This is a genomic window from Methylobacterium sp. PvR107, from assembly GCF_017833295.1.
Lineage (GTDB): Bacteria > Pseudomonadota > Alphaproteobacteria > Rhizobiales > Beijerinckiaceae > Methylobacterium.
The window spans coordinates 6038820-6062855 of sequence record NZ_JAFIBW010000001.1; the positions used below are offsets into that span (position 1 = coordinate 6038820).

A 24036-nucleotide genomic window follows, 5' to 3' on the forward strand; every position below is an offset into this window, starting at 1 on the left:
CGGGTTCGAGACGCCGGACGCGGATTCTTCCGGTCTCAGGGATGCGGCGAAGCTTGTGCCGCGAGCCTGACCGACTCACCCGCGAAGGCCGCACGCGGCCGGGAGACTGGAGCGATGGTCTTCTCTCTGGCAATCTCGAGAAACGGCAATGGCGAGTGGAGGATTCAGCGCCGACGCGCCATCCACCCGATGTTCTTGCGTTGGCTAAACCCGAACGGGCAATTGCCAGGGATCGGCGGTTGCCCCCGCCGGTCCGACGCCCGAATATAGCGCGACCCGGAAGCGCCCACAGCAAGCCCAGCCGGCCGGTCAGCGCGGGCGCACCCCGTCGAGGAACAGCCGCACCGCCGCCTGCCGCCGCCGCTCCTGCGCCTCCGGATCGGTGGCGATGCCGTAGAGGGTCGCCTGGGACGACCGGCCGAGGACGAGGCTGAGGAACAGGTCGGCCGCGATCTCGGGATCCGCCAGGGCGATGCGCCCGCGCCGGGCGAAGGCGTCGAGCAGCTGCGCCACGGCGCGCACGCCGCGCAGCCAGCCCTCCTCATGGGCGAGGCGGGCCAGCTCCGGGAACTGCAATGCCTGGGCCACGAGGTTGCGCTTGAGCATCGCGGCGCCCGGCGACTGCCCGTGGGCCAGCAGGGTCCGGCTCAACGCGTGCAGGGCGCCCTCGACATCGTCGGTCCCAACCTGCGCGGCCTGCGCCTCGGCGGCAGCCGAGAGCGGCGCCAGCCACGCGGCGATCCGCTCGCGCAGGACAGCCTCGAACAGGGCGCGCTTGTCCCGGTAGCGGGCATAGACGGTCGGCTTGCTCATCCCGGCGGCCTCGGCGACCGCGTCGATGGAGGTGGCGTCGAAGCCGCGCTCCAGGAACAGGGTCGTTGCCACGGCGAGCAGGTGCGCCTCGCGCCGGGCCGCCTCGGCGCGGGTCGGCCGGCCGCCCCGCCGTGGCCCGGTCTCCGGCGGATCGATTTCCGTGACCGTCACCCACGATCCTCCTTGCCCACGATCGCCTCCCGCCTTATTAAAACGATACCGTACCGTTTTGATTCTGGCCAGATCCGATGGACGCACGTCGCAGCGACAGCTTCAAGAGCGCCGACCCGGTCGCGGGCGGCGTGGGACCTGCGGCCTCCTCGGGTCCGCCCGCCGCCACAGCGAAGCCGCACCGGGGCCGGGCGCGGATCGTCCTGCCTCTGGCGGGCCTGCTGGCGCTCGGTGGGGCCGGAACCTATGGCTGGCACTGGTGGACCATCGGGCGTTTCCTCGAGGTGACCGACGACGCCTATCTGCAATCCGACAAGGTCACGGTGGCGCCGCGCATCGCCGGCATCGTCGCCGCCGTGATGGTCGGCGACAATCAGCCGGTGAAGGCCGGCGCCGTGATCGCGCGCCTCGACGACCGGTCGTACCGGGTCCAGCTCAAGCAGGCCGAGGCCGAGGTCGACAAGGACAAGGCGCAGATCCTGGGCGTCGCCGCCGCGATCGTCCAGCAGCAGGCGCAGGTCGCCTCGTCGCGGGCCGATCTCGCCAATGCCGAGGCCGCGCTGACCTTCTCCCAGCAGGAATACACCCGCTACCAGAACCTGCTGCAGACCGGCTCGGGCACGGTCCAGCGCCAGCAGCAGGCGGATGCCGACCTGCGCCAGCGCCACGCCGCCCGCGACAAGGCCGCCGCCTCGCTCGATGCCGCGCAGAAGCAGATCGACAGCCTGAAGGCGCTCGAAGCCAGCACCCGGGCAAGCCTGGAGGGGGCGCAGGCCAAGGTCGAGGGCGTGACGCTCGACCTCAGCTACACGACCATCCTGGCGCCGATCGACGGCGTGGCGGGCGACCGGGCGCTCCGGGTCGGCCAGGTCGTCGCCCCCGGCACCGGGCTCCTGACCCTCGTGCCGATGGGCCGCGACATCTACTGCGTGGCGAACTTCAAGGAGACCCAGACCGGCCGCATGGTCGAGGGCCAGCACGTGACGTTCACGGTGGACGCCTTCGGCGACCATGACTTCCAGGGCCGGATCGAGAGCTTCTCGCCGGGCACCGGCTCGCAATTCGCCCTGCTGCCGCCCGAGAACGCCACCGGCAACTTCACCAAGGTGGTGCAGCGCGTGCCCGTGCGCATCGCCCTGGACGCGTCCGATCCCCTCGTCGCCCGCCTGCGCCCCGGCCTGTCGGTGGAGGCGACCGTCCACACCCAGGATCCGGTCGAGCCGGTGCGTCCCGCTTGGCCGAAGCCGGCGCCGGCGCTGGTCAGCGCGGCCATGCCCCGATGAGCACCGTGCCGGCCGTAGCCGTACCCGAGGCGAAGGCGAGCGCCCGGGACTGGCTCGCCGTGTTCGGCGCGATCCTCGGCGCCTTCACGGCCATCCTCGACATCCAGATCACCAACGCCTCGCTCGCCGACATCCAGGGGGCGCTCGGCGCCTCCACGGAGGAGGGGAGCTGGATCTCCACCGCCTACCTGATGGCCGAGATCATCGTGATCCCGCTCACCGGCTGGCTCGCCTCGGTGATCGGCCTGCGCCGCTACCTCGCGGTGAACACGATGCTGTTCACCGCCTTCTCGCTCGCCTGCGCGCTCTCGACGTCCCTGAGCCAGATGATCCTGTTCCGGGCCGGCCAGGGGTTTACCGGCGGCGTGCTGATCCCCACCGCGATCGTGATCGTGCGCACGCGGCTGCCCAAGGGCCAGCAGCCGGTCGGCATCGCGCTGTTCGGGCTGACCGCGACCTTCGCGCCGGCCATCGGCCCGACGGTGGGCGGCTGGCTCACCGACAACCTGTCCTGGCACTACATCTTCTACCTGAACCTGATCTTCGGTCCGATTGCGGCCGCGATCCAGCTCGGCGCCTTCGAGAAGGCCCCCGCGCGCTGGAGCGAGCTGCGCAAGGGCGACTGGATCGGCATCGGCCTGATGGCGACCGGCCTGCCGGCCCTGACCTTCGTGCTCGAGGAGGGGCAGCGCAAGGACTGGTTCGGATCGCCCGTGATCGTCGAGGCGAGCTGGCTCGCGGTCGCCGGCATCGCCGGGTTCATCCTCCGCGAGCTGACGGCGGCGCGGCCGTTCATCAACCTGCGGGTGCTGGCCAACCGCTCGGTCGGCGGCGCCTGCGTGCTGATGACCGTGCTCGGTGCGGTCTCGTACGGGTCGATCTACATCATCCCGGTCTATTGCGCGCAGATCCAGGGCTACAACGCCGAGCAGATCGGCACCGTGGTGATGTGGTCGGGCCTGCCGCAGCTGCTGCTGTTCCCGATGATGCCGTTCATCATGCGCGCCGTGGATGCGCGGCTGCTCGTCGTCACCGGCACGCTGTTCTTCATCGCGAGCTGCTGGATCAACGTGGGGCTCACCCACGATGTCGGCGCCGACCAGCTGATCCTGCCGCAGGTGATGCGGGCGATCGGCCAGCCGCTGTTCACGATTCCGCTCTCGCAGCTTTCCACGGTGGGCCTCAGCCCGCGCGACACCGCCGACGCCTCGGCGCTGTCGAACATGATGCGCAATCTCGGCGGCTCGATCGGCATCGCGCTGCTGTCGACCATGATCGACCGGCGCGAGCACTTCCACTTCTCGATGCTGGCCGAGGCGATCACCGTCAACGCGACCCGCACCCAGGACCGGCTCTCGGCTCTGGCTGCCGGGATGCACGCCCGCATCGCCGACCCGGTCGCCGCCAAGGGCGTCGCGCTCGGCCAGCTCGCCGCGCAGGTCCGCCGCGAGGCCTCTGTGATGGCCTACGCGGACGGGTTCTGGCTGGTGGGGGTGAGCCTCGTGGCGAGCCTCGCGGTGGTGGCGATCCTCAAGAAGCCGCAGCGCACCGCCGGGCCCGTGGAGGCGCATTGACGGGCAGGGACGAGACCGGCCGTTGCGCCAGATCCCGTGGGGCTCCGGTTGTCCGCGGCGCCGCCGACTTCCAGCCCCTACCCCGTCGTTCCGGGGCGCCGGAGGCGAGCCCGGAACGACGGGGCACGCCGGAAGCGGGCAACCCAGAATCGCTGGCGGTGCACAACCTTGCCGCGTCGGCGTGCCTGGATCCCGGGTTCCGCTCCGCGGCCCCGGGATGACGGGGAGTGGTCGGCAGGGGCGGGAAGCCCGGCCGAGCCTGCCGCCCTACTTGCCCGGCAGCCCGTGGACGATCGGGAAGAACGTGTCCGTCCAGTCCTTGGGCTCGGCCTTGATGGTCTTCATCGCGTAGAAGTGCCGGGCCTGGAGCATGATGCCGTAGGGGGTGGTGGAGAAGTTCGTCCCCGGCTCCTTCATGATCTCGACCAGCGTCTCGGGCGGCGTCTTCTCGTTGGTGGCCGCCACGTAGTCCTTGGCGGCCTTGAGCGGGTCCTTGGCGATCTCGGCATTGGCCTCGTCGATGGCGGCCACGATGGCGGCGGCGAGCTTGGGGTTGCGGTTGAACCACGCCGTGCGAGCGTAGAAGATCGCGTTGCTCACCGGCTCGCCGACAAGCTCAAAGGAGTTCAGCACCTTGTGGATCGCCGGGTCCTGCAGCTCGCGCTGCTGGAACGGCGGCAGCGAGAAGTGGCTGTTGACCTCGTTGTGCGGGCTCGCGAGCGCCGCCACCGCGTCGGGATGGCCGAGCTGGACGGTGAGCGGGTCGAGCTTGGTGGCGCTCTCGGGCCCGAACGCCTTCTTGGCGGCGATCTGGAGCAGCACCGCCTGGGACGAGACCTTCACGGAGGGCAGGGCGATCTTGTCCTTGGACGAGAAGTCGCTGAGCGTCTTCACGTCCGGGTTGCGGGTCAGCAGCAGCATCGGCGTCGAGCCGACCCCGCACAGGCCCTTCACGTCGCCCCGCGTCCGGTCGTTGAGCAGCAGCATGTTGGTCGAGCCGCTGTCGACGATGTCGATGTTGCCCGACAGGAGCGCGTCGTTGCCGGCCGCGCCGCTCGTCAGGTTGACCCATTCCACGGTCACGTCCCCGAGGCCGGCAGCCTTGGCCTGCTTCTCGATCAACTTGTGCTGCTCGGCCAGCACCGCCGGCAGGTAGACGAAGCCCGGCTGCCGGCTGATCCGGACCTTGGCATCGTCGGCCCGGACGGGGGTGGCCAGCGCCAGCCCGGCCAGCAGGAGGACCGATCCCGCCCGCAGGAGCCGGCGGCGCTCCGGCAGCAACGAGCCCGTCCGCAAGGTACGCACCATGACGCTTCTCCCTGTGAGCCGGCGGTTTGCTTCGGAGGCCGGCCCTTTGTTGGCCCGGGAGTGGACAGGCTTGAGGCGGCGCGCGCAAGGCCTCGTCATCACGGTCCAATAACGCAGAAGCTGCATTATCTCGCCAAGTGTCGCGTGATCGTGGGGCCTGGGTGAGGTTCGGGCTCGGAGCGAAGCTCCACACCATCACGGTCGCCGCGCCGGTCGGCGTCGTCGCGGTCTCGGGCATCGGGCTCGTCAGCCTGAAATCCCAGATCGAGCAGGACCGGATGGCCAAGACCCGCAACCCGACGGACGTGGCCTACGGGGTCGCGGCCTATTTCGAGGGCGACTGGCGGCTTTGATCGGACGGCGGTTGACGCGGCCGCTGCTGGCGCTGAACGGCGCCATGCCCCGGCTGGCGGCCGGCGAGACCGCGGTTCCGGTGCCGGCGCGGGAGCGCCAGGACGAGATCGGCGCCATGGCGGGCGCCGTGCAGGTGTTCCAGGACGCGCGGATCGCCGAGGCCGAGACCGACGCCCGCGCCGCCGCGAGCGCCGACGGGGATGACCGCCGGGCCGCCGCCCTCGATCGGCAGGTGGACCGCACCTCGGAGATCGCCGGGCGGGCCGCCGCCAGCACCCGCCGGGGCGAGGCGACCGTGCGGGCGCTCGCCAACGGCACCGAGAAGATCGGCGACGTCGTCGGGCTGATCGCGTCGATCGCCGGGCAAATCAACCTGCTGGCCCTGAACGCCACCCTCGAGCCGGCCCGCGTGGGTGCGGCCGGACGCGGCTTCGCGGTGGTCGCCTCCGAGGTGAAGGCGCTCGCCGAGCAGACCGCCAAGGCCACCGAGGCGATCTCCGGCCAGAGCGGCCGGATCCAGGGGGGAGACGCGGGACGCGGTCGCGGCGATCGGCGAGGTCGGCCGGACCTTCGAGGAGATGCGCGGCATCGCGGTCGGCGTCGCGGCCGCCATGGAGGAGCAGAACGCCGCCATCCCGGAGATCGTCCGCGGGGTGGCGAGCGCCGCCACGGGGGCGCAGGGCGTGTCGGAGAAGTCGACCTGCGCCGGGGCGCCGACGAGACCGGGACGCCTCCAAGCAGGTTCTGGCGGCCGCCCGCGGCCTCGCCAGGGGCTCGGACGAGCTCGATCAGGCCGTGAAGGCCTTCCTGGCGGAGGTCCAGGCGGCCTGAGCGCGGGGCAGGGCGCTCAGGCCGCCGAAAAGCCCCGCACCGCCGCCCGCACCAGCGCGTCGATCATCGGCCGCACGTCGTCCACGCCGAGCGGCCCGAGGCTGCCGAGATCGGCGAGGTAGGTCATGCCGTGGACGCTGGACCAGAGCGCCCGCGCCATCACGGGGATCGCCGTCTCGGCGAGGCGGCCGCCGTCGCGCAGCACACCCTCCAGGATCGCGAACAGGGCCGCGATGTCGGCCTGCACCGAATCCGGTGCCGCCACGGTGCGCCGCGCGAAGATCGCCGCCCAGGCCGCATGGTTCGCGGCCGCGAACGCGAGATACGCGTCAGCCAGGCACAGGAGCCGGGCCTCCGTCTCCCGCGACGGGCAGGCCGCCAGCGCCCCCGCCAGGGTGTCCCGGAGGTGGCGCATGGTGACCGCGTTGGCCTCCAGCCGCAGCAGCTCCAGGCTGTCGAACTGCGTGTAGACCGAGCCCACCGCCGTGCCGGCCCGCTCCGCGACGCCGCGGGCGGTGAGCGCCGTGACGCCGCCCTCGTTCACGATCGCCACTGCGGCGTCGATCAGTGCCCGGCGGTCCGCCGCGCGGTCGCCCGGCTCCTTCCGCGGCCGCCCGCGCATCTTTTTATGAACCTCGTTCATTTTATCCCTTGCGGCGCGGTCCGAGCCGTGTTTACTTGTTTTATGAACGACGTTCAATCAATTCCGGACCGGGTCCGGCCCGTCGTTCCCGCGAGGTGAACCGTGATGAGGACCCTCTCCTTCCTGATGCGCGGCGTGATCGCCGACAACGCGCAGGCGATCCACGACGCGCACGCCGTGACGATCCTGCGCCAGCAGATCCGGGACGCCGCCGGCGCCCTGGCAACCGCCCGGCGGGAGCTCGCCGTGGCCATGGCCTATCACGCCGCCGAGATGCGCGCGCTCGACGCCATCCGCACCCGCATCGACACCCTGTCGGACGGGGCGCGGCGGGCGCTCGGCGACGGCCGCGAGGATCTCGGGACCGAGGCGGCGATCCACATCGCCGCCCTGGAGGACGAGCGGGCCGACCGCCGGGCCGCCGCCGAACGCTTCGCCACCGAAGTCGAGCGGCTGAAGCGCCTCGTCGCGCAGGGGGGCGAGCGGCTGCGGGATCTCGACCGCGGGCTCCAGACCGCCCGCACCACCGAAGCCCTGCGCCGGGCCGGCCTGGAGGGCCGCCGGGCCACGACCCTGTCGGCCGGCGCGCTGGGCGAGGCCGAGCGGACCCTGGAGCGCCTGCGCGCCCGGCAGGCCGCCGAGGCGGACGTCGCCGCCGCGCTGACCGAGCTCGAGGCCGAGGCCGCGGGCGGGATCGAGGCCGACCTGGAGGCGGCCGGCTACGGCCGTCCCCGCACGGACCCGCGGGCGGTGCTCGACCGCCTCAGGGCCGGGACCTGACCGGATCGCAGACCCGAACACCCACGCGACATCCACGCAGGAGCACACCATGACACCGCAGATGCCCCATACCGGCGCCTGGAAGACCTTCACGCTGGTCAGCTTCGCCGCCGCCGCCGCCATGCTGACGATCGGGATCTTCTTCCTGCCCGCGGATATCTGGATCAAGGGCTACCTCGCCATGGCATCCCTGTTCCTCACGGGCACGACCTTCACGCTGGCCAAGACCCTGCGCGACGAGCACGAGGCGAACCGGCTGATCAACAAGATCGAGGACGCCGCCGCCGAGCGGGTCCTGCGCGAGGCGGTGCCGGGCCGGCTCTGAAACCGGCCTGGATCAGCCCTCGGCGTCCAGGAACCCGGCCAGGACCTTGGAGAATTCCGGGGTGCGCAGGTAGCCGTAGGATTTGTGCCGGTTCTCGGTGCCGTCCGGCCTCCGGTAGGCGTTGATCACCGGCACGTCCCGCACCCGCACGCCGGCGGCGTTCGGCGCGTAGATCTCCGCGAGGTCGTCGCCCACCGTGGCGATGTCCTGCCGGTCCATCAGGTTGGTCCAGGCGGTGAGCGCGGCCGGCACACGCAGGTCGCCGCGCTCGTCGGCAAGCTTCAGCTTCAGCTCGGCGAGCCCGAGGGGCGAGCCGAGGGTCACCAGGGCGCAGCGGGGCAGGGGCCTCCCGTCCGCCTCGGCGGCGCGCAGCACGTCGTAGGCGATGAGGCCGCCCATCGAGTGCGCGGCGATCAGCACCTCGTCCCCCGCGACCTCCGCCAGGGCGACGCGCAGGCGCTCCCGGGCCGCGTCCCGGAACGCCGCGTCCTCGTAGTAGCCCCAGAGATCGTCGAGGCGGTATTCCAGGATCAGGTCGTCCAACGGGGTCAGCCCCGCGGCCTCCTGCAGGTGCGAGAGGCCGCGGTAGATCCGGTCGGTGAGGGTCGGCTCGGCGCTGCCGGCATCCCCCGCCGGGGACGGGAACGGCCCGAGGCCGTGATCGGGGCGGTAGGGTTCGCGATTGCCGTCGCCGGAGAGCGGCTGCGGGTAGCGGAGATCCGCCCAGTAGACGAAGGTGAAGGGCAGGTCCGCCTCGGCCACCTGGGGCCCGAGATTGCGGTCGAGCCCCTCGCGGATCGCGGCGCGCCACCACGCGGACTTCTCGTCGCGCGGCGGCTTGTTGGCGAGGCCGTGGATGCCGATGATATGCGTCCGACGCAGTGTCCGCTCCCAGACCGACGCGCGTGCCGGAGGGTCAAGATAGGGCCGTCCCATGGGAACGGAACTGCGGCTAAGTTTCCTGGCCGTCCGCGCGGGCGCCGGCTCAGTCGAACAGGCTGGAGACGCTCGATTCCGTCGCGGTCCGGCCGATCGCCTCGCCGAGCAGCGGCGCGATGGTCGCCACCCGGATGTTGCGGGCGAGCTTGACCGCCTGGGTCGGCTGGATCGAATCGGTGATCACCAGCTCCTTCATCCGCGAGGCGGCGATGCGCGAGACCGCCCCCCCGGACAGCACCCCGTGGGTGATGTAGGCCGAGACGTCCTTGGCGCCGGCATTGAGCAGGGCCTCGGCGGCGTTGACCAGGGTGCCGCCCGAATCGACGATGTCGTCGACGAGGATGCAGGAGCGGCCCTCGACCTCGCCGATGATGTTCATCACCTCGGATTCGCCCGGGCGCTCCCGGCGCTTGTCGACGATGGCGAGCGAGCAGTCGATCCGCTTGGCGATGGCCCGGGCGCGCACCACGCCGCCGACGTCCGGCGAGACCACCATCCGGTCGGCGTTCGGCAGCCGCTCCTTGATGTCGCGGACCATCACGGGAGCGGCGAACAGGTTGTCGGTGGGGATGTCGAAGAAGCCCTGGATCTGGCCGGCATGGAGATCGAGGGTCAGGACCCGGTCGGCGCCGGCTTCCGTAATCAGGTTCGCCACCAGCTTGGCCGAGATCGGGGTGCGGCCGGAGGTGCGCCGGTCCTGCCGGGCGTAGCCGAAATAGGGAATCACCGCCGTGATGCGCCGGGCCGAGGACCGGCGCGCGGCGTCGATCATGATCAGCAGCTCCATCAGGTGGTCGTTCGCCGGGAACGAGGTCGACTGGACGATGAACACGTCCTCGCCGCGCACGTTCTCCTGAAGCTCGACGAAGATCTCCATGTCGGCGAAGCGCCGGACCATGCACTTCGCCAGCGGCAATTCGAGATAGGCCGCGATCGCCTCGGCCAGGGGCCGGCTGGCATTCCCGGCGATGATCTTGATCGAGGATTTCATGGCGAGGACTTCATGGGCGGCCGCTCACTCGCGGCCGGACCCCCGCCGCGCTCCGAAGCCCGGCCCCTTGACGGGCCGGAACGATCCGATGACGGGCGAGGCTCTTAGCAGCGGGCAGGAAGTGTCACAATGCCTTCACGCGGCCTTCGCGGCAGCACCGCACAGGCAGCGTGCCCCGCTCAGGGCGTCGGCGGCTCCAGCAGGCGGTGCAGGTGGACCACGAAATAGCGCGTCTGCGCGCTGTCGACGGTGGCCTGCGCCTTGGCCCGCCAGGCCGCCTGGGCGGACGCATAGTCGGGAAAGATGCCGACGATGTCGAGGTTCTTGATGTCCCGGAACCGGACGCTATCGAGATCCTGCAGCTCACCGCCGAAGACCAAATGCAGCTTCTGGTCGCTGTCGATCGCCGTCGCCATGGCCCTCTCCTCACATGTCGCCACATGTCGCCCGCGGCGCTCGCAAATGGCGCGCCTCCGGTCAAGCCGGAACGCACGCAACCGAGCAATACCGCGTTTGCCGGCCACACAACGTCGTGCGTGTGATGGGCCTGCCGGAGCACGGGCCGCCGGAGGCGCGGCGACGGGTCGGGTGCGAAAGCGGCAGGGCTCCATGCTAGGGAGGTGGGCATGACGCGCAGGCTTCTCCGCATCGCCGCCGTGGCATTCGCGCTCTCCGCGCTGCCGGCACTGGCCCAGCAGCCGGCCCGGACGCCGGGTCGGGCGGCAGCCGACAAGGCCGGCCCGGACAAGGGTGGACCCGACCGGCGCGGCGGGCCGCCGGTGATCGGCTGCCCGTCGCTCGCCAATTACCGGATGCTGCTGCACGACGGGCCGCAGGCGGCTGCCGCCCGCCTGGCCGATCCGAAGGCCGACCATCTCGGCTGCTCCGCCCTGACGCGCGCGGAGATGACCGGCATCGTCGACCGGGTGGTGCTGGGCGGGCAGAGCTACGATTGCGCGGGCGTGCGGGGCACGACGGCCTGCCACTGGATCGAGTCTGGAGCATCCGCCGCGCGCGCCGGCGCGGCCGGACGCTGACCTTCAGCCGCCGAGGATCCGGACGTTGTCGGCCGGGCGGCCTCAGCGCAGGTGGCCGCTGGCGCGCAGATCCCGCTCGACGGCCTCATGGATGGCCCGGAGCGGATTGTCGTTCGTGGCGCCCGGCGGAAGCAGGGGCACCATCGCGGCGGGCTTCGTGTCCAGGCCCGGCAAGATGGTGGGGCCGGATTCCGCCTGCCGTGCAGGCCGGCGCATGGCGAGGGTCCGCAGCGCCTCGCGGGCGCCGGGCGGAAAGAGCGTGGCGAGCTTGTCCAGCATGTCCGAACCTCAACGCGCGCGGCCGGCGACGGCCGGCGGGAACGGGACCATGGCGACGGGTCGGTTCGTCACGCAGGCACCAGCACAGGATCGACCGACGACGGGAAACGGACCGGGACACGCGCCGTTCCGCTAAGCCATGCGTGCCGGTTTTGCCGCATGTGTCGCCCAGATACCAGCGAACACTGCTTTTCAGCTTGGATTGTGTGGAACCTGGCGGAAGCGGATGGGAATCGAACCCACCGTACGCTGTTGGCGTACCGCTGGTTTTGAAGACCAGGAGGGCCACCAGACCCTGTTCGCCTCCACCCTCGGGGTTACGGGCCGCCGCCAGCGGGGTCAAGGGTTCGGTCAGGGCGCGCGGGCGCGGGTGCCTCGTCGCGCGCAATGGTCGCGGCCGCCCGCCTCAGGCTCCCCGCTCGTCCGGCGCGAGCGGCAGGCCGACCGACGCCCCCGTCCGGGCCGAGGTGAAGGCCGCCTCGAGGCAGGCCATCACGCGAACGGCCTCCAGCGCGGCCGTGTCGTCGACCGGGCCCTGGGCGATCGCCTCGGCCACGCCCTGGTAGAACCGGCGCTGATCCCCGGGCACGGCCGGACCATGCGTCACCCGACCGGACCCGTCATGGATCTCCGGCCCGTCCGGATCTGCGCCCCATCCCGGCGCGCCGGGGGGCAGGCCCGCGAGCAATTGCTGCTCCTGGGGGTCCGGGCCGCGCTTGATCAGGCTGCCGGCCTCACCGTGCACCAGGAAGCGGGGCGATCCGCCGGCGACCAGCATGCTGGCGTGCAGCACCACCCGCAGGCCCGGATAGTCCAGCACCACGTGCGCCCAGTCGTCGGCGCGCGCGCCGGGCCGGAGCCGCGCCAGGTTGGCCGTGACCCTTTCGGGCAGACCGAAGAGCTGGAGCGCCTGATCCACCAAGTGGGGCCCGAGATCGTACCAGATCCCGCTGCCGGGGCCGGCGCCCTCCCGCCACCGGTCGCGGACCTCGGGCCGGAACCGGTCGAAATGCGATTCGCAATGCCGCACCGGGCCGACGACGCCGGCTGCGATGGCCGCCTGGACGGTCAGGAAGTCGCTGTCCCAGCGCCGGTTGTGGAACACCGTGAGCAATCGGCCCCGGCTGCGCGCCGCCGCCCGCAGGGCGCGCGCCGCCGCGAGGTCGAGGGTCAGGGGCTTGTCGATCACGACGTGCTTGCCCGCCGCCACAGGGCCGCCTGCGCCAGGGGGGCATGGGTGTCGTTGGGGGTGGCGATCACCACGAGATCGACGGCGTCCGCGGTCGCGACCGCGATGGGGTCGGCCACGACCGTCACATCGGGAAGGTCGGCCGCGACCCGGGCGGGATCGCGCGAGGCGATCCTCCGCAGGGCGAGCCCCGGGGCGGAGCCGATCAGAGGCGCGTGGAAGGTCCGGCCGGCATAGCCGTATCCGATCAGGCCGACCCGGATCGGCGCCGCCGCGGAAAAACCCGTCATGGCCCGATCCTCCGTCAGCCCGCCACACGGTCGCGCGTCGGGTTACCCTCGGAGGCGGCTGACTCGCCATGGGAAAGGCACCGGCGCGGCTGCGTTCGGCGCGCTATTGAATCGGCGACGAATTCAACCTGTACGGGTCAACACCGGCGTGATTCGTATTAATTCCGCCACACTGTTGTGGCCCTGCACCACCCATGCCGTTGCTGCAGCGCTCACCGACAGAGGAAGGCCCTGCGCCGGACCCAGATGGGTCGGGCGAGGGGGCCGGTCCGGACGCGGCCCTCGCGGAGTCGCTGCGGCCGGGGCCCCGCGGTCCGGGCTGGATCGGCGCCGCCATGGTGGTCACCGCCCTGGTCTCGGCTCTGGCGACCTTCCTGATCCTGGCCGGGGTGATCCGGGTGACGCCGACGCCGGCTTACGGCGTGACCCTGCTGGCGATCAACGCCGCCCTGGTGCTGGGCCTCGCCTTCATCATCGCCTGGGAGGCGCGGGTCTTCCTGCACGCCCGCAAGGCCAACGCCGCGGTCGCGCGCCTGCACACCCGCATCGTCGGCCTGTTCAGCTTGATCGCGATCCTGCCGACGATCCTGCTCGCCGTGGTCGCCGCCGTGACCATCGACCGCGGTCTGTCGCTCGGCTTCACCGACCGGGTCCGCGACGTGGTGCTGAAATCCGTGGAGGTGGCCGACGCCTATCAGGAGAACCAGTGCCAGAGCCTCGCCCGGGAGATCCGCATCCTGGCCGACGACCTGACCCGGGCCCGGCCGAATTTCGACGTCAACCGGGACTGGTTCCAGACCTTCCTGACGACCCGGGCGACCAATCTCGGCCTGCCGGTGGCGCAGATCATGCGCGGCCCCACAGAGGTGGTGGCCCGGGCCAAGATCGACGTGCTGAAGACCAACCGGCTGCCCTCGGCGGCGGCCTTCGAGGACGCGGCGAGCTCGGCCGACCCGATCTGCCTGCTGCCGACCGAGGGCCGGGTCTTCGCCGCGCTGATGCGGATGCCCGCCTACGACGACGCCGTGCTGATGGTGCAGCGGGAGGTCAGCCAGCTCGCCATCGACTTTCCCGGCGTGTCCCGGGCGGCGGCCGCCGAGTACCTCACCTACGATTCGCTGCGCCGCTCGATCCAGATCACCTTCGCGTCGGTGTTCCTCCTGATCGCGCTGATCGCGCTGCTCTCGGCCGTCTGGTTCGGGATGAACTTCGCCAACCGGTTCGTGGCGCCGATCCGCCGGCTGATCAACGCCGCCGACCAGGTGGCGTCGGGCAACTTCTACGCCCAGGTGCCGACCAAGAAGACCAGCGGCGACCTTGCCCATCTCGGCGAGAGCTTCAACAAGATGACCCAGGAGCTGCGCCGCCAGCATGCCGGCCTGATCGCCGCGAGCGACCTGATCGACACCCGCCGCCGCTTCACCGAGGCCGTGCTGTCGGGCGTCTCGCCCGGGGTGATCGGCCTGGATGCGGCGGGCTTCGTCACCATCGCCAACCCGGCCGCCGAGCGCATGCTCGACCTGGACAGCGACGCCCTGGTCGGCCAGTCCCTCGCCCAGGCGGTGCCGGAACTCGCGCCCGTGCTGGCCGAGAGCGAGGCGCGCCTGCGCAGCCTGCAGCAGCAGCAGGTCCAGCTCACCCGGTCCCGGGGCGAGCGGACCATCACGGTGCGGGTGACGAGCGAGCAGGCGCAAGGCGCGCCCCGCGGCTGGGTGGTGACGCTCGACGACATCACCGACCTCGTCCAGGCGCAGCGCAGCTCCGCCTGGGGCGACGTGGCGCGCCGCATCGCCCACGAGATTAAGAACCCGCTGACCCCGATCCAGCTCTCCGCCGAGCGGATCCGGCGCAAGTACGGGAAGGTGATCACCGCCGACAAGGAGGTGTTCGACCAGTGCACCGCCACGATCGTGCGGCAGGTGGACGAGATCAAGCGCATGGTCGACGAGTTCTCGGCCTTCGCGCGGATGCCCAAGCCCGCGATCGCGCCGAACGACCTGACCGAGATCGCCAAGCAGAACCTGTTCATGATGCGCGTGGCGCACCCGGACATCGACTTCGCGTTCTCGGCTCAAGGGGGCGCGGGGAATGCGGAGAAGATCGTGGCGGCCTTCGACATCAGGCTGCTCAGCCAGGTGATCACCAACATCCTCAAGAACGCCGTCGAGGCGGTGGCCGAGGTGCCCGAGGCCGAGCTCGGCAAGGGCAAGATCGCCTTGACCCTCGCCGTCGAGGACGGGTTCGCGGTGATCGCCGTCACCGACAACGGCAAGGGATTTCCGGCCGAGGGGCGCCAGCGCCTCCTCGAGCCCTACATGACCACCCGCGAGGGTGGGACCGGGCTGGGGCTTGCTATCGTCAGCAAGGTGCTTGAGGAGCACGGCGGCGGGATTGAGCTGAACGACAATCCTGCCGGCCGCGGCGGCCAGGTCCGGATGCGGGTCCCGCGCGAGCACGGGCCCGAGCCGGCGGCTGCGGCCCCCGAGACCAGTCCCGTCACGACAGAGGAGAAGGGCGCCGCACCGACGGCCCCCCGGATCGCGGAGATGCACGCATGAGCGCCGATATCCTGATCGTCGACGACGAGGCCGACATTCGCGACCTCGTCGCCGGGATCCTGGACGACGAGGGCCACCGCTGCCGCACGGCCGGCGGCTCGGACGAGGCGCTCGCCGCCATCGAGGCGCGCCGGCCGCACCTCGTCTTCCTCGACATCTGGCTGCAGGGCTCCCGGCTCGACGGCCTGCAGGTGCTCGACCTGATCAAGGCGGCGAACCCCGACCTGCCGGTGGTGATGATCTCGGGCCACGGCAACATCGAGACCGCGGTCTCGGCCATCAAGGCGGGCGCCTACGACTTCATCGAGAAGCCGTTCAAGGCCGACCGGCTGATCCTGGTGGCCGAGCGGGCGCTGGAGGCCTCCCGGCTCCGGCGCGAGGTCCGCGACCTGACGGCGCGCTCAGGATCGGCCAACCGCATCGTCGGCGGCTCGCTGGCGATCAACCAGCTGCGCCAGACCCTCGACCGGGTGGCGCCGACCAACGCCCGGGTGATGATCACGGGTGCGCTGGGCTCGGGCAAGGAACTGGCCGCGCGCAGCCTGCACAAGGCCTCGGCCCGGGCGAACGGCCCGTTCGTGCTCTTGAACGCGGCCGCGATCCTGCCCGAGACCATGGAGGCGGAGCTGTTCGGCGTCGAGGGCGAGAGCGGCCGCCGGGTCGGCGCCCTGGAGGAGGCCCATGGCGGCACCCTCTACCTCGACGAGGTCGCCGACATGCCGCGCGAGACCCAGAACCGGATCCTGCGCGTCCTCGTCGACCAGAATTTCCAGCGGGTCGGCGGCACGACGCGGGTCCATGTGGATGTCCGGATCATCTCCTCGTCCTCCCGGGACCTTCAGGAGGAGATCGCCGCCGGCCGCTTCCGCGAGGACCTGTTCCACCGCCTCTCGGTGGTGCCGATCCGGGTGCCGGCCCTGTCGGAGCGCCGGGAGGACGTGCCCGAGCTGATCCAGTTCTTCATGGACAACATCTCGTCCCAGACCGGCCTGCCCAAGCGCCGGATCGCCGAGGACGCGATGGCGGTGCTGCAGTCGCACAACTGGCCCGGCAATGTCCGCCAGCTCAAGAACAACGTCGAGCGGCTGATGATCCTGACTCAGGCCGACCCGGAGCAGGAGGTCACCTCGGAGATGCTGCCCTCCGAGATCGGCGCCCTGGTACCGACGACGCCGGGCGGCGCGGGTGGCGAGAAGCTGATGAGCCTCGCGCTGCGGGAGGCCCGCGAGATCTTCGAGCGGGAATACCTCGTGGCGCAGATCGCGCGGTTCTCGGGCAATATTTCCCGCACCGCCGAGTTCATCGGCATGGAGCGCTCGGCCCTGCACCGCAAGTTGAAGTCCCTCGGCATCGGACCCTGAGGGGCAGGGGTGTGAGAGCGGTGCCGATCCGTCACGCATGACGCCGGCGCGGGGGTTGCTTGCGCCCACGCTTTCGCCAAGTCATGGTGCTTGTATACAAAGCCGTGGGCGGGATGAACGGTCGATCCGGCCCATGGCAGACCCATCCCGGGCGGCTCGAGCCGGGACAACAAGAAGGCCAAGAAGATGGCGGGCGAACGCGCACAGAACCTTCAGGACACCTTTCTCAACCATGTCCGCAAGAACAAGATCCCGCTGACCATCTTCCTCGTCAACGGCGTCAAGCTCCAGGGCGTGGTGACGTGGTTCGACAATTTCTGCGTGCTGCTGCGCCGGGACGGGCACTCGCAGCTGGTCTACAAGCACGCGATCTCCACGATCATGCCGGGCCACCCGGTGCAGCTGTTCGAGCCGGACGAGACCGCCGAGAAGGCGTGATTTTTCGATGGGCGGGGCCGTGTCGGGAATGATCATCGCCCGGGCGTAGCCACGCGCCGCGCCTTGGTGTCCCGCGCCGTCGTTCCGGGGCGCCGCCGGCGAGCCCGGAATCCATCAACACGGCGGGTGTCAGAATCCGGCACGTCGACGGGTCTGGATCCCGGGCCCCGCTGCGCGGCCCGGCGATGACGGGGCGGCTGCGGATATCCGCTGCGTTTCCGGCCCGGCATCTTGGCCCGGCCCGCCCGCATCCCCATTCTGTCGGATCCGACGTCTCCAATGAAGCCGCCCGGCGACCCGGCGGTATCCAAAGGCCGCATGACCGAAACGCTGACGTCCGGCGAAGCCCGCCTCCAGGCGCAGGCCGCCCCCGAGGGCGAGATCGCCGCGGCGACCCACACCCTGGTGATCGGCCCTTATCTGGCGCGCAACGCCTATGGGACCGGGCCGGGACAGGCCGCGCCCACCCGCTCCGTGGAGGCGCGCCTCGATGAGGCCACAGGCCTCGCCGCCGCGATCGAGCTCGACGTGCTCGAGAGCCTCGCGATCAGCCTGCCGCGGATCCGCCCCTCGACCTATCTCGGCAAGGGCCGGGTGGAAGAAATCGCCGGCCTGATCCGCGCCCGCGAGATCGGCCTCGTGGTGATGGATTGCGCCCTCTCGCCCGTGCAGCAGCGCAACCTCGAGAAGGCCTGGGGCGCCAAGGTCATCGACCGCACCGGCCTGATCCTCGAGATCTTCGGGCGCCGCGCCTCGACCCGGGAGGGCACGCTGCAGGTCGAGCACGCCCATCTCGCCTACCAGAAGTCCCGGCTCGTCCGGTCCTGGACCCACCTGGAGCGCCAGCGCGGCGGCTTCGGCTTCCTGGGCGGCCCCGGCGAGACCCAGATCGAGGCCGACCGGCGCATGATCCAGGAGCGCATGACCCGGATCGAGCGCGACCTCGACGCGGTGGTCCGCACCCGCGGCCTGCATCGGCAGAGCCGGGCGCGGGTGCCGTACCCGATCGTGGCGCTGGTCGGCTACACGAACGCCGGCAAGTCGAGCCTGTTCAACACGCTGACCCGGGCCGAGGTCACCGCCAAGGACATGCTGTTCGCAACCCTCGATCCCACCGCCCGGGCGACCAAGCTGCCCCACGGCGAGACCGTGATCCTGTCCGACACGGTGGGCTTCATCTCCGACCTGCCGACCCCGCTGATCGCGGCCTTCCGGGCGACCCTCGAGGACGCCATCGAGGCCGACGTGCTGCTCCATGTCCGCGACGTCTCCCACGTCGATTCCGAGGCCCAGGCCGAGGATGTCGGCGAGGTGCTGCGCGAGCTCGGCATCGAGACCAGCGCCGACCGGATCATCGAGGTCTGGAACAAGGCCGACCTGCTCGACGACGACGAGCGCACCCGGCTCCTGAACCTCAGCGGCCAGGCCAAGACCCGCAACGACCGCGACAGCGCCGCGCCGGTCCTGGTCTCGGCGCTGACCGGGGAGGGGCTCGCCGCGCTCACCGCCCGGATCGAGGCGCGGATCGGGCGCAACCGCGCGAGCTTCGCGGTGGCGCTGCCGCCGGAGGACGGGGCGGCGCTGAACTGGCTCTACGAGAACACCGAGATCCTCGACCGCCGGTCGGAGGCCGACGGCACCCTGCACCTGGCTGTGCGGATCGCCCCCGAGAAGGAGCCGCGCTTCCTCAACCGGTTCACGGCGGCGCGGCGCCTCGGCCGGGGCGGCTGATGGCCTCGGGCGGCGCCAGCAACCCGTCGCTCCCGGGCCTGCGGACGACGCGCAGGCCGGTCGCGCACCGCGCGGTGCCGCCGGATCAGGACGAGGACGCGGTGCTGCGGGCCATGCAGGCGGGCGGCGGCCTCCGGCTGCTCGGCCTGCGGATCGTGATCGTGCTGGTGCTGCTGATGGCGGCCCAGGCCTATGACGGCTCGCTGCACGCCCTGAGCCACTGGCTCATCCTCGGTCTCTACGGCCTCGGCACGGTCTGGTTCGGCTTGGGCGAGCGGAGCGGCGGACCGTTCGCCGGGGCCTATAGCTGGGCCGGGACGCTGCTCAATGCCGGGCTCGCCATCTACGTCATCATCGAGCACATGCTGGCCGGGGGCGGGGCCGGCCTCGGCGCCGACGCGGTGAGCCGCCTGCCGGCCTTCCTGCTCCTGCTCCAGACCGGCCTGAGCATGCGGGTGGCGCAGACGCTGCTGTTCTGCGGCCTGGTCACCGCCTGCTGGAGCGCGGCCTTCCTGGTCGGCGTGCTGTATCCGGAGCTGTTCCCCGGCCCGGACACGTTCCCGACCGCGCAGATCACGGGCCTCGCCACCTTCGTGGCGGCGGGCCTGCTGGTGGTCGACGGCACGGCCCGCCTGCGCGCCGCCGTGGCGCGGGCCCTGCGGATGGAGCACGAGCGGACCCAGCTCGCGCGGTTCGTGCCCGACACGGTCGCCCTCGACCTCGCCGCCGAGGACGGGGATACGGCGTTGGGCGTCCACCGGCGCCACGCCTGCCTGATGATCCTCGACATCCGCGGCTTCTCGCGGCTCTCCCGCGAGCACCCGCCCGAGGCGATGGTGACGGCGCTGCTGGCCGTCCGGGCAGCCGCGCAGGCGGCGGTGGCGGAGCAGGGCGGCGTCGTCGACAAGTATATCGGTGACGCGGTGCTGGCGCAGTTCGTGGTCGGCCAGCCCGGCGCGCAGGCGCGGGCGGCCTTGGCCTGCACCCTGTCGATCCGCCGGCGGATGGCCGCCCTCAACGCGGCGCGGGCGCGCGAGGGCCTGTTCACCCTGCGCCTCATCGTCGCCCTGCACGCGGGCGACCTTCTGGTCGGGGTCTTCGACGACGGGGTCCGGGCCGAATACACGGTGCTGGGTCCGGCGATGAACGCCCTGGCTCGGATCGAGACCCAGGCCAAGGCGGCCGAGATCGAAGTCGCGGCCTCGGGCGATTTTCTGGATCTCCTCGATGGGGCGCTCCCCGCCGGCCTCCGCGCCGTTCCGGTGCCGCAGGCGCGCCTGCCCGAGCCGCTCGCGCTGTTCGCCCTCGCGGCGTGACGGCCAGCGCGCGGATCCCCTGCCGCAGGATGCCGCGGCGCGATTCCGCGCGATGCCGGAACCCGGCCGATGTTGATCCGTTCGGTCCGCGCGGCGCAGGGTCGCGGGGAGACATCCGTCCCATGAACAAGATCATTCTCGGCGCGACGCTCGCGCTCGGCCTCGTCCTCGGCGCAGCCGGCCCGAGCCTGGCCTCTCCGGGCGACGGCCTCGACCGGAATGCGGCCGCGCAGGGCAACGGCCGCTTCGGCGGCATGCACCGCAACGCCCGGATGGAATCCCGGATGATGCGGCACCGCGCCCACCGGATGCATCGCCACCATCATCGCCATCACCGCTGATCCGTCCGGCGCGGCGGATCCCGGCCATGCGGGGCTGATCGGCATCACTGATCCGGCGATCCTGGAGCCGTTCGGGCGCTCGAAATTCGTACCCGTGACCAACGCCGCCTACGCGCAGCTCCTCGAGGTCGGCCGGTCGACCGGTCTCGTGGACTTAAGGCCGTGGCGGGCGACAGGGCAGCCATCGTCCTTGAAAACGCTGCCGCGTCCGAAGGCGGGCGCCCGGTGCGGTCCGGCATCGACCTGACCGTGCGGGCAGGCGAGCGCGTCGCGCTGATGGGCCGCTCGGGCGCCGGCAAATCGACCCTGATCGGCCTGATCCACGGGCAGGCGCCCGCGTCCGTGGCGCTGGTGCCCCAGGCAGCCGCCTCGGGCATCCCCGCGGACGGGCGCTCCTCGTGGTGGTGCGCTCCACCCCGGAATACATGCTGGCCTAGGTCGGGCTGCAGCTGCTGGGTCCCTCGATGCTGCCGGCGATCCTCGCACTCGGGCTGCACAATGCCGGGATCGTCGCCTCCCTGATGAGCCGGCACGCCGAGGCGATCCCCTACCGGGCCGACGCGCCGAGGGGGCCTCGATCTCGCGCCTACGAGACCGTGCCGCGGCTCGACGGGCAAATCCTGGCCTATCTGCTCTATCGCTGGGAGCTGATCCTGCGGGAGAGCGCGATCTTCGGCATCCCGGGGTCACGACGCTGGGCTTCTCCGTCGATGCGGCGATCTCGGAGCTGCGCCTCGACCTGGCCTTGCTGCGGATCGCCGCCACCGCTCTGGTGACAAGGGCGGTCGACGCGCTCTGGCGGGCGCTGCGCCGATGCCTGCGGATCGACGCCCTGCCGACCCGGCTCTCCGGGCCGCAGCCGATCACCGGGGCAGTGGGCGCGGATGGCTGAACGGCGCCGGCTCTCTGTTCGGTCCTGGCTGATCCCGCAGCGCCGGCGCGCGGGGAAGGCCTCTGAGGCGCCCGCCGGCACGCGCGGTGCTTTGGGCAGGTCAGGCCGGGGAGCCTCGATCCGGGTGCGGCCGGCTTCGAACGCGGCCCCGTCTCAACGGCCGCTTTGCCGGCCCGCTTCGGGGCGCAGGTGCAGGAAGCTGCGCTCGCCGGTGGCAGCCTCGGCCACGTGCTGGATCGTGTCGAGCAGGTCGGCCACCGCCTGGGGCGCGGTGGGACGGAACTGGGCCTTCGGCTCGACCCAGCGCTTCTGGGTCCGGCCTGCGGCGATCTGCGCCTCACTGAGCACGTCGAAGTCCCGGTGTCGCGGCATGGCTGATCCCTCCATGGGAAAATCTGCCCGGAACATGGTTGACGAATGGTTAATGTCGGGGCGCGGGCGGTGCGGCGGGATGCTGCGGGCCGCTCCGGCTTGATCGCCGGAACGCCTGCGCCTAAACGGTAAAACCCAAGGCAAATCAATAGATTAGTGTGATTATAAACTGCAGCCATCGGGCAGATGCCTGTCCCGGCACCGGATCCCGGCCGCGGTGACCGGGTCCGCCGGACTCGCCGTCGGGGCCCGGGTCGTCGACACCCTGGCGGCCTTGCGCCCGCTGGCGCCGTTCTTCTGCCTGTCCGTGACCTTCGGGGCCACGCTCGGCTTCCTGTCCGGTGGGGCGCCGCTGATCCTGCGGGCGCGGGGCGTGGAGCTGGCCGAGGTCGGGCTGCTGCAGCTCATCAACCTGCCGGTGGGGCTGACCTTCCTCTGGGCGCCGCTCCTCGACCGCCTGCGCCTGCCTTTCCTCGCGCATCGGATCGGCTGGATCGCGGCCGCGCAGGGCGCGGCAATCCTCCTGCTGGCGACCCTGAGCTTCGGCGAGCACTGGCCGCTGCCGGCGCTCCTCGCCCTGGCGATCGCGGCCTGCGCCTGCGTGGCGACCATGGACATCGCCCTCGAGGCCCTGGTGGTCGAGACCGTGCCGGCGGCGCAGCGCGCCTCCGTGGCCTCGGCCAAGCTGTGCGGGGCCTCCCTCGGCGGCATCCTGGGGGTCGGCGTGCTGGTCGGCGCCTATGACAGCCTCGGCTGGCGCGGCGCGGTCCTGGCCTGCGCAGCCCTCGACGCCCTCTGCCTCCTGCCGATCCTCGGCTATCCGGAGGCCCGGCGTCGCGGCGCCGGCGGCCGTCCGGAACGATGGTCGGGGTCGCTCGCGCGGCTGCGCCTGCTGGCGGGCCGGGTGCTCGCGCTCGGGGCCTATTTCGCCGCCTCCTACCTGCTGGCCGGGCCCAACACCCTGGCACTCCTGGATCTCGGCGTGCCGCTTGCGCAGGTCGGATTCCTGACCGGCACCGTGCTGCCGGCGGTCAACCTGGTCATGGCGCTGGCGGCCGGCGGACTCGCTGCCCGGTTCGGCACGGTCCGGCTGATCGCCGCGGGGGCGCTCGGCGTCCTCGCCTCCGGGGCCCTGATGGCCGCCGCCTGCGCGGCCGGATCGGCGGATCTCGGGGTCGCCGCCACGATCCTGAACTTCGTCGCCGGCGGGTTCCTGGGCGTGCCGGTGTTCAACATGATCTACCGCTGGGCCCAGGGGCCGAAGCCCGCCACCGACTACGCGCTGCTGTTCGGCGCGGCCTTCTTCGCCGCCATGCCGCTGCGGGTGGCCGCCCCGGCGCTCGCCGGCTGGATCGGCTGGCCGGGCTACTTCGCCGCCACCCTGCCGCTCTACGCCGCCGCGGTGGCGTGGCTCGCCGTCGCGGTGGCCCGGACCCTGCGGGCCGACGGGGCGGCGCGATGATCGCCGAGGTCGCCGCTCAGGTCCCCGACTCCCTCGCGGCCTACCGGGGCGGCGTCGCCGCCGGTCCCGGCGGGGCGGAGGCCCTGCCCCTCTGCGCACTGCGCGACCCCGGCCTGTTCGACGCGACCCTCGCGGCCTTCTCGGCGGGACTCGGCGCGGCTTGCGACACGGGTTGCGGCACCGGCTGCGGCACCGCCTGCGCGGCTCACGACCGACGCGTCCTGGTCTCGTACTGGAGCCAGTTCTATCTGGCCGCGCTGGCCACCCCCGCCCTGACCGCCCTCATGCGCCTCGGCCGGCCGCTGCCCCTGGCCTTCGACGCCCTGCGCCTCGAACTCGACGCGGCCGGCCGCCCCACCCGCTTCCTCATCCCCGAGGCGGCGCTCGGCTGCGACCCGGCGCCCGGCCTCGCCGGACTGGTCGAGGCCCATCTGCGTCCGTTCGTGGAGCTGTGCCACGCCCGCTGCGGGATCGCGCCCCGGGTGCTCTGGGGCAATGCCGCGGTGATCCTCGACTACGTCGCCCGCGAACTCGACGGTGCGCTCGGAGACGGGGCGGGGACGGCCTGTGACGACGTCGCTTCCTGCCTCGGATGGCGCGCCGGCCCGGCCTGCGCTAGGAGCCCCCTGTCGCAGGCGCTCTGCCCGGGCGCTGCGGGCTGCCGGCGGCGACGCGTCTGCTGCCTGCGCCACCGCCTGCCGGGGGTGCCGTCCTGCGGCGCGCTCTGCCCCGTCGCGTGCGCCGCCCAACGCTGATCC

At 71.8% G+C, this 24036-nt stretch carries 27 protein-coding genes and 1 tRNA gene; 17 read left to right on the forward strand and 11 right to left on the reverse strand.

Going from position 1 to position 24036, the window contains the following annotated elements; genetic code table 11:
• Positions 1 to 309: 309 nt before the first annotated feature.
• Positions 310 to 984 carry a TetR/AcrR family transcriptional regulator gene (locus tag JOE48_RS28585; RefSeq protein WP_210035013.1) on the reverse strand — a complete coding sequence of 225 codons (675 nt, stop codon included), beginning with the start codon at positions 982 to 984 and terminating at the stop codon, positions 310 to 312.
• 77 nt (positions 985 to 1061) lie between these two features.
• Between JOE48_RS28585 and JOE48_RS28590 the strand changes: the two genes are divergently transcribed.
• Both JOE48_RS28590 and JOE48_RS28595 read left to right on the forward strand, forming a co-directional pair.
• The gene (locus JOE48_RS28590) at positions 1062 to 2267 is read left to right on the forward strand and encodes an HlyD family secretion protein (RefSeq protein ID WP_210035015.1); all 1206 of its coding nucleotides are present in this window, start codon (positions 1062 to 1064) and stop codon (positions 2265 to 2267) included.
• Positions 2264 to 3841: a DHA2 family efflux MFS transporter permease subunit gene (locus tag JOE48_RS28595; protein WP_210035021.1), complete on the forward strand. Its 1578-nt coding sequence runs from the start codon at positions 2264 to 2266 to the stop codon at positions 3839 to 3841. The genes JOE48_RS28590 and JOE48_RS28595 overlap by 4 nt, the downstream gene beginning before the upstream one ends.
• Before the next feature lie 267 nt (positions 3842 to 4108).
• Here the strand turns inward: JOE48_RS28595 and JOE48_RS28600 are convergent, their stop codons facing one another.
• Positions 4109 to 5149 carry an ABC transporter substrate-binding protein gene (locus JOE48_RS28600; RefSeq protein WP_210035023.1) on the reverse strand — a complete coding sequence of 347 codons (1041 nt, stop codon included), beginning with the start codon at positions 5147 to 5149 and terminating at the stop codon, positions 4109 to 4111.
• Between the two features lie 161 nt (positions 5150 to 5310).
• On the opposite strand from JOE48_RS28600, the gene JOE48_RS30645 reads away from it, so the two are divergent.
• The gene (locus JOE48_RS30645; protein ID WP_245252998.1) at positions 5311 to 5502 is read left to right on the forward strand and encodes a hypothetical protein; all 192 of its coding nucleotides are present in this window, start codon (positions 5311 to 5313) and stop codon (positions 5500 to 5502) included.
• 11 nt (positions 5503 to 5513) lie between these two features.
• A complete protein-coding gene (locus JOE48_RS28605) occupies positions 5514 to 6302 on the forward strand; it encodes a methyl-accepting chemotaxis protein (protein ID WP_245252999.1) in 789 nt (262 codons plus the stop codon).
• A 48-nt stretch (positions 6303 to 6350) separates the two neighbouring features.
• Here the strand turns inward: JOE48_RS28605 and JOE48_RS28610 are convergent, their stop codons facing one another.
• Positions 6351 to 6977, reverse strand: a complete 627-nt coding sequence (locus JOE48_RS28610; RefSeq protein WP_210035025.1) for a TetR/AcrR family transcriptional regulator — start codon at positions 6975 to 6977, stop codon at positions 6351 to 6353.
• Between the two features lie 105 nt (positions 6978 to 7082).
• Here JOE48_RS28610 and JOE48_RS28615 point away from each other — a divergent pair, with 105 nt between their 5' ends.
• A complete protein-coding gene (locus tag JOE48_RS28615; RefSeq protein WP_210035031.1) occupies positions 7083 to 7757 on the forward strand; it encodes a PspA/IM30 family protein in 675 nt (224 codons plus the stop codon).
• A gap of 49 nt (positions 7758 to 7806) precedes the next feature.
• Positions 7807 to 8082 (forward strand): YiaA/YiaB family inner membrane protein, encoded by a 276-nt coding sequence (locus JOE48_RS28620; protein WP_091788466.1) that lies wholly within the window; start codon positions 7807 to 7809, stop codon positions 8080 to 8082.
• 12 nt (positions 8083 to 8094) lie between these two features.
• On the opposite strand, the gene JOE48_RS28625 is transcribed toward JOE48_RS28620, so the two are convergent.
• The 3 genes from JOE48_RS28625 to JOE48_RS28635 form a co-directional block, all read right to left on the reverse strand.
• The gene (locus JOE48_RS28625; RefSeq protein ID WP_245253000.1) at positions 8095 to 9018 is read right to left on the reverse strand and encodes a hypothetical protein; all 924 of its coding nucleotides are present in this window, start codon (positions 9016 to 9018) and stop codon (positions 8095 to 8097) included.
• 49 nt (positions 9019 to 9067) lie between these two features.
• Positions 9068 to 10012 carry a ribose-phosphate pyrophosphokinase gene (locus JOE48_RS28630; protein ID WP_210035033.1) on the reverse strand — a complete coding sequence of 315 codons (945 nt, stop codon included), beginning with the start codon at positions 10010 to 10012 and terminating at the stop codon, positions 9068 to 9070.
• 179 nt (positions 10013 to 10191) lie between these two features.
• Positions 10192 to 10428: a DUF4170 domain-containing protein gene (locus JOE48_RS28635; protein WP_210035035.1), complete on the reverse strand. Its 237-nt coding sequence runs from the start codon at positions 10426 to 10428 to the stop codon at positions 10192 to 10194.
• 210 nt (positions 10429 to 10638) lie between these two features.
• On the opposite strand from JOE48_RS28635, the gene JOE48_RS28640 reads away from it, so the two are divergent.
• Positions 10639 to 11049, forward strand: a complete 411-nt coding sequence (locus JOE48_RS28640; protein WP_210035037.1) for a hypothetical protein — start codon at positions 10639 to 10641, stop codon at positions 11047 to 11049.
• A 42-nt stretch (positions 11050 to 11091) separates the two neighbouring features.
• Here the strand turns inward: JOE48_RS28640 and JOE48_RS28645 are convergent, their stop codons facing one another.
• From JOE48_RS28645 to JOE48_RS30650, 4 genes are all read right to left on the reverse strand, one after another.
• Positions 11092 to 11328: a hypothetical protein gene (locus JOE48_RS28645; RefSeq protein ID WP_210035039.1), complete on the reverse strand. Its 237-nt coding sequence runs from the start codon at positions 11326 to 11328 to the stop codon at positions 11092 to 11094.
• Positions 11329 to 11542: 214 nt separating this feature from the next.
• Positions 11543 to 11635, reverse strand: a tRNA-Sec gene (locus tag JOE48_RS28650).
• Between the two features lie 99 nt (positions 11636 to 11734).
• Positions 11735 to 12517, reverse strand: a complete 783-nt coding sequence (locus JOE48_RS28655; protein WP_312893390.1) for a Gfo/Idh/MocA family oxidoreductase — start codon at positions 12515 to 12517, stop codon at positions 11735 to 11737.
• Positions 12514 to 12807 carry a Gfo/Idh/MocA family oxidoreductase gene (locus JOE48_RS30650; protein WP_245253001.1) on the reverse strand — a complete coding sequence of 98 codons (294 nt, stop codon included), beginning with the start codon at positions 12805 to 12807 and terminating at the stop codon, positions 12514 to 12516. Before JOE48_RS30650 ends, JOE48_RS28655 begins: the two co-directional genes overlap by 4 nt.
• A gap of 194 nt (positions 12808 to 13001) precedes the next feature.
• Here JOE48_RS30650 and JOE48_RS28660 point away from each other — a divergent pair, with 194 nt between their 5' ends.
• The 8 genes from JOE48_RS28660 (at position 13002) to JOE48_RS30655 (ending at position 21328) form a co-directional block, all read left to right on the forward strand.
• Positions 13002 to 15365, forward strand: coding sequence for a sensor histidine kinase NtrY-like (locus JOE48_RS28660; protein ID WP_210035041.1), 2364 nt, complete (start codon positions 13002 to 13004; stop codon positions 15363 to 15365).
• On the forward strand, positions 15362 to 16726 hold the full coding sequence (locus JOE48_RS28665) for a sigma-54-dependent transcriptional regulator (protein ID WP_192709178.1): 1365 nt from the start codon (positions 15362 to 15364) through the stop codon (positions 16724 to 16726). The genes JOE48_RS28660 and JOE48_RS28665 overlap by 4 nt, the downstream gene beginning before the upstream one ends.
• Positions 16727 to 16912: 186 nt before the next feature.
• Positions 16913 to 17164 (forward strand): RNA chaperone Hfq, encoded by a 252-nt coding sequence (gene hfq / locus JOE48_RS28670; protein ID WP_007563033.1) that lies wholly within the window; start codon positions 16913 to 16915, stop codon positions 17162 to 17164.
• A gap of 318 nt (positions 17165 to 17482) precedes the next feature.
• Positions 17483 to 18895: a GTPase HflX gene (hflX, locus tag JOE48_RS28675; RefSeq protein WP_210035044.1), complete on the forward strand. Its 1413-nt coding sequence runs from the start codon at positions 17483 to 17485 to the stop codon at positions 18893 to 18895.
• A complete protein-coding gene (locus JOE48_RS28680; protein ID WP_210035046.1) occupies positions 18895 to 20211 on the forward strand; it encodes an adenylate/guanylate cyclase domain-containing protein in 1317 nt (438 codons plus the stop codon). Before hflX ends, JOE48_RS28680 begins: the two co-directional genes overlap by 1 nt.
• A gap of 122 nt (positions 20212 to 20333) precedes the next feature.
• Positions 20334 to 20552, forward strand: coding sequence for a hypothetical protein (locus JOE48_RS28685; protein WP_210035048.1), 219 nt, complete (start codon positions 20334 to 20336; stop codon positions 20550 to 20552).
• 225 nt (positions 20553 to 20777) lie between these two features.
• Entirely contained in the window at positions 20778 to 21074 is a 297-nt protein-coding gene (locus JOE48_RS31295) for an ATP-binding cassette domain-containing protein (RefSeq protein ID WP_409518620.1), read from the forward strand.
• A complete protein-coding gene (locus JOE48_RS30655; RefSeq protein ID WP_245253604.1) occupies positions 21017 to 21328 on the forward strand; it encodes a hypothetical protein in 312 nt (103 codons plus the stop codon). The genes JOE48_RS31295 and JOE48_RS30655 overlap by 58 nt, the downstream gene beginning before the upstream one ends.
• A 269-nt stretch (positions 21329 to 21597) precedes the next feature.
• On the opposite strand, the gene JOE48_RS28700 is transcribed toward JOE48_RS30655, so the two are convergent.
• Positions 21598 to 21816, reverse strand: coding sequence for a hypothetical protein (locus JOE48_RS28700; RefSeq protein ID WP_210035051.1), 219 nt, complete (start codon positions 21814 to 21816; stop codon positions 21598 to 21600).
• A 217-nt stretch (positions 21817 to 22033) separates the two neighbouring features.
• Between JOE48_RS28700 and JOE48_RS28705 the strand changes: the two genes are divergently transcribed.
• Positions 22034 to 23278 (forward strand): MFS transporter, encoded by a 1245-nt coding sequence (locus JOE48_RS28705; RefSeq protein WP_210035053.1) that lies wholly within the window; start codon positions 22034 to 22036, stop codon positions 23276 to 23278.
• Entirely contained in the window at positions 23275 to 24033 is a 759-nt protein-coding gene (fhuF, locus tag JOE48_RS28710; protein ID WP_210035061.1) for a siderophore-iron reductase FhuF, read from the forward strand. Before JOE48_RS28705 ends, fhuF begins: the two co-directional genes overlap by 4 nt.
• The last annotated feature ends 3 nt before the right edge of the window (positions 24034 to 24036 follow it).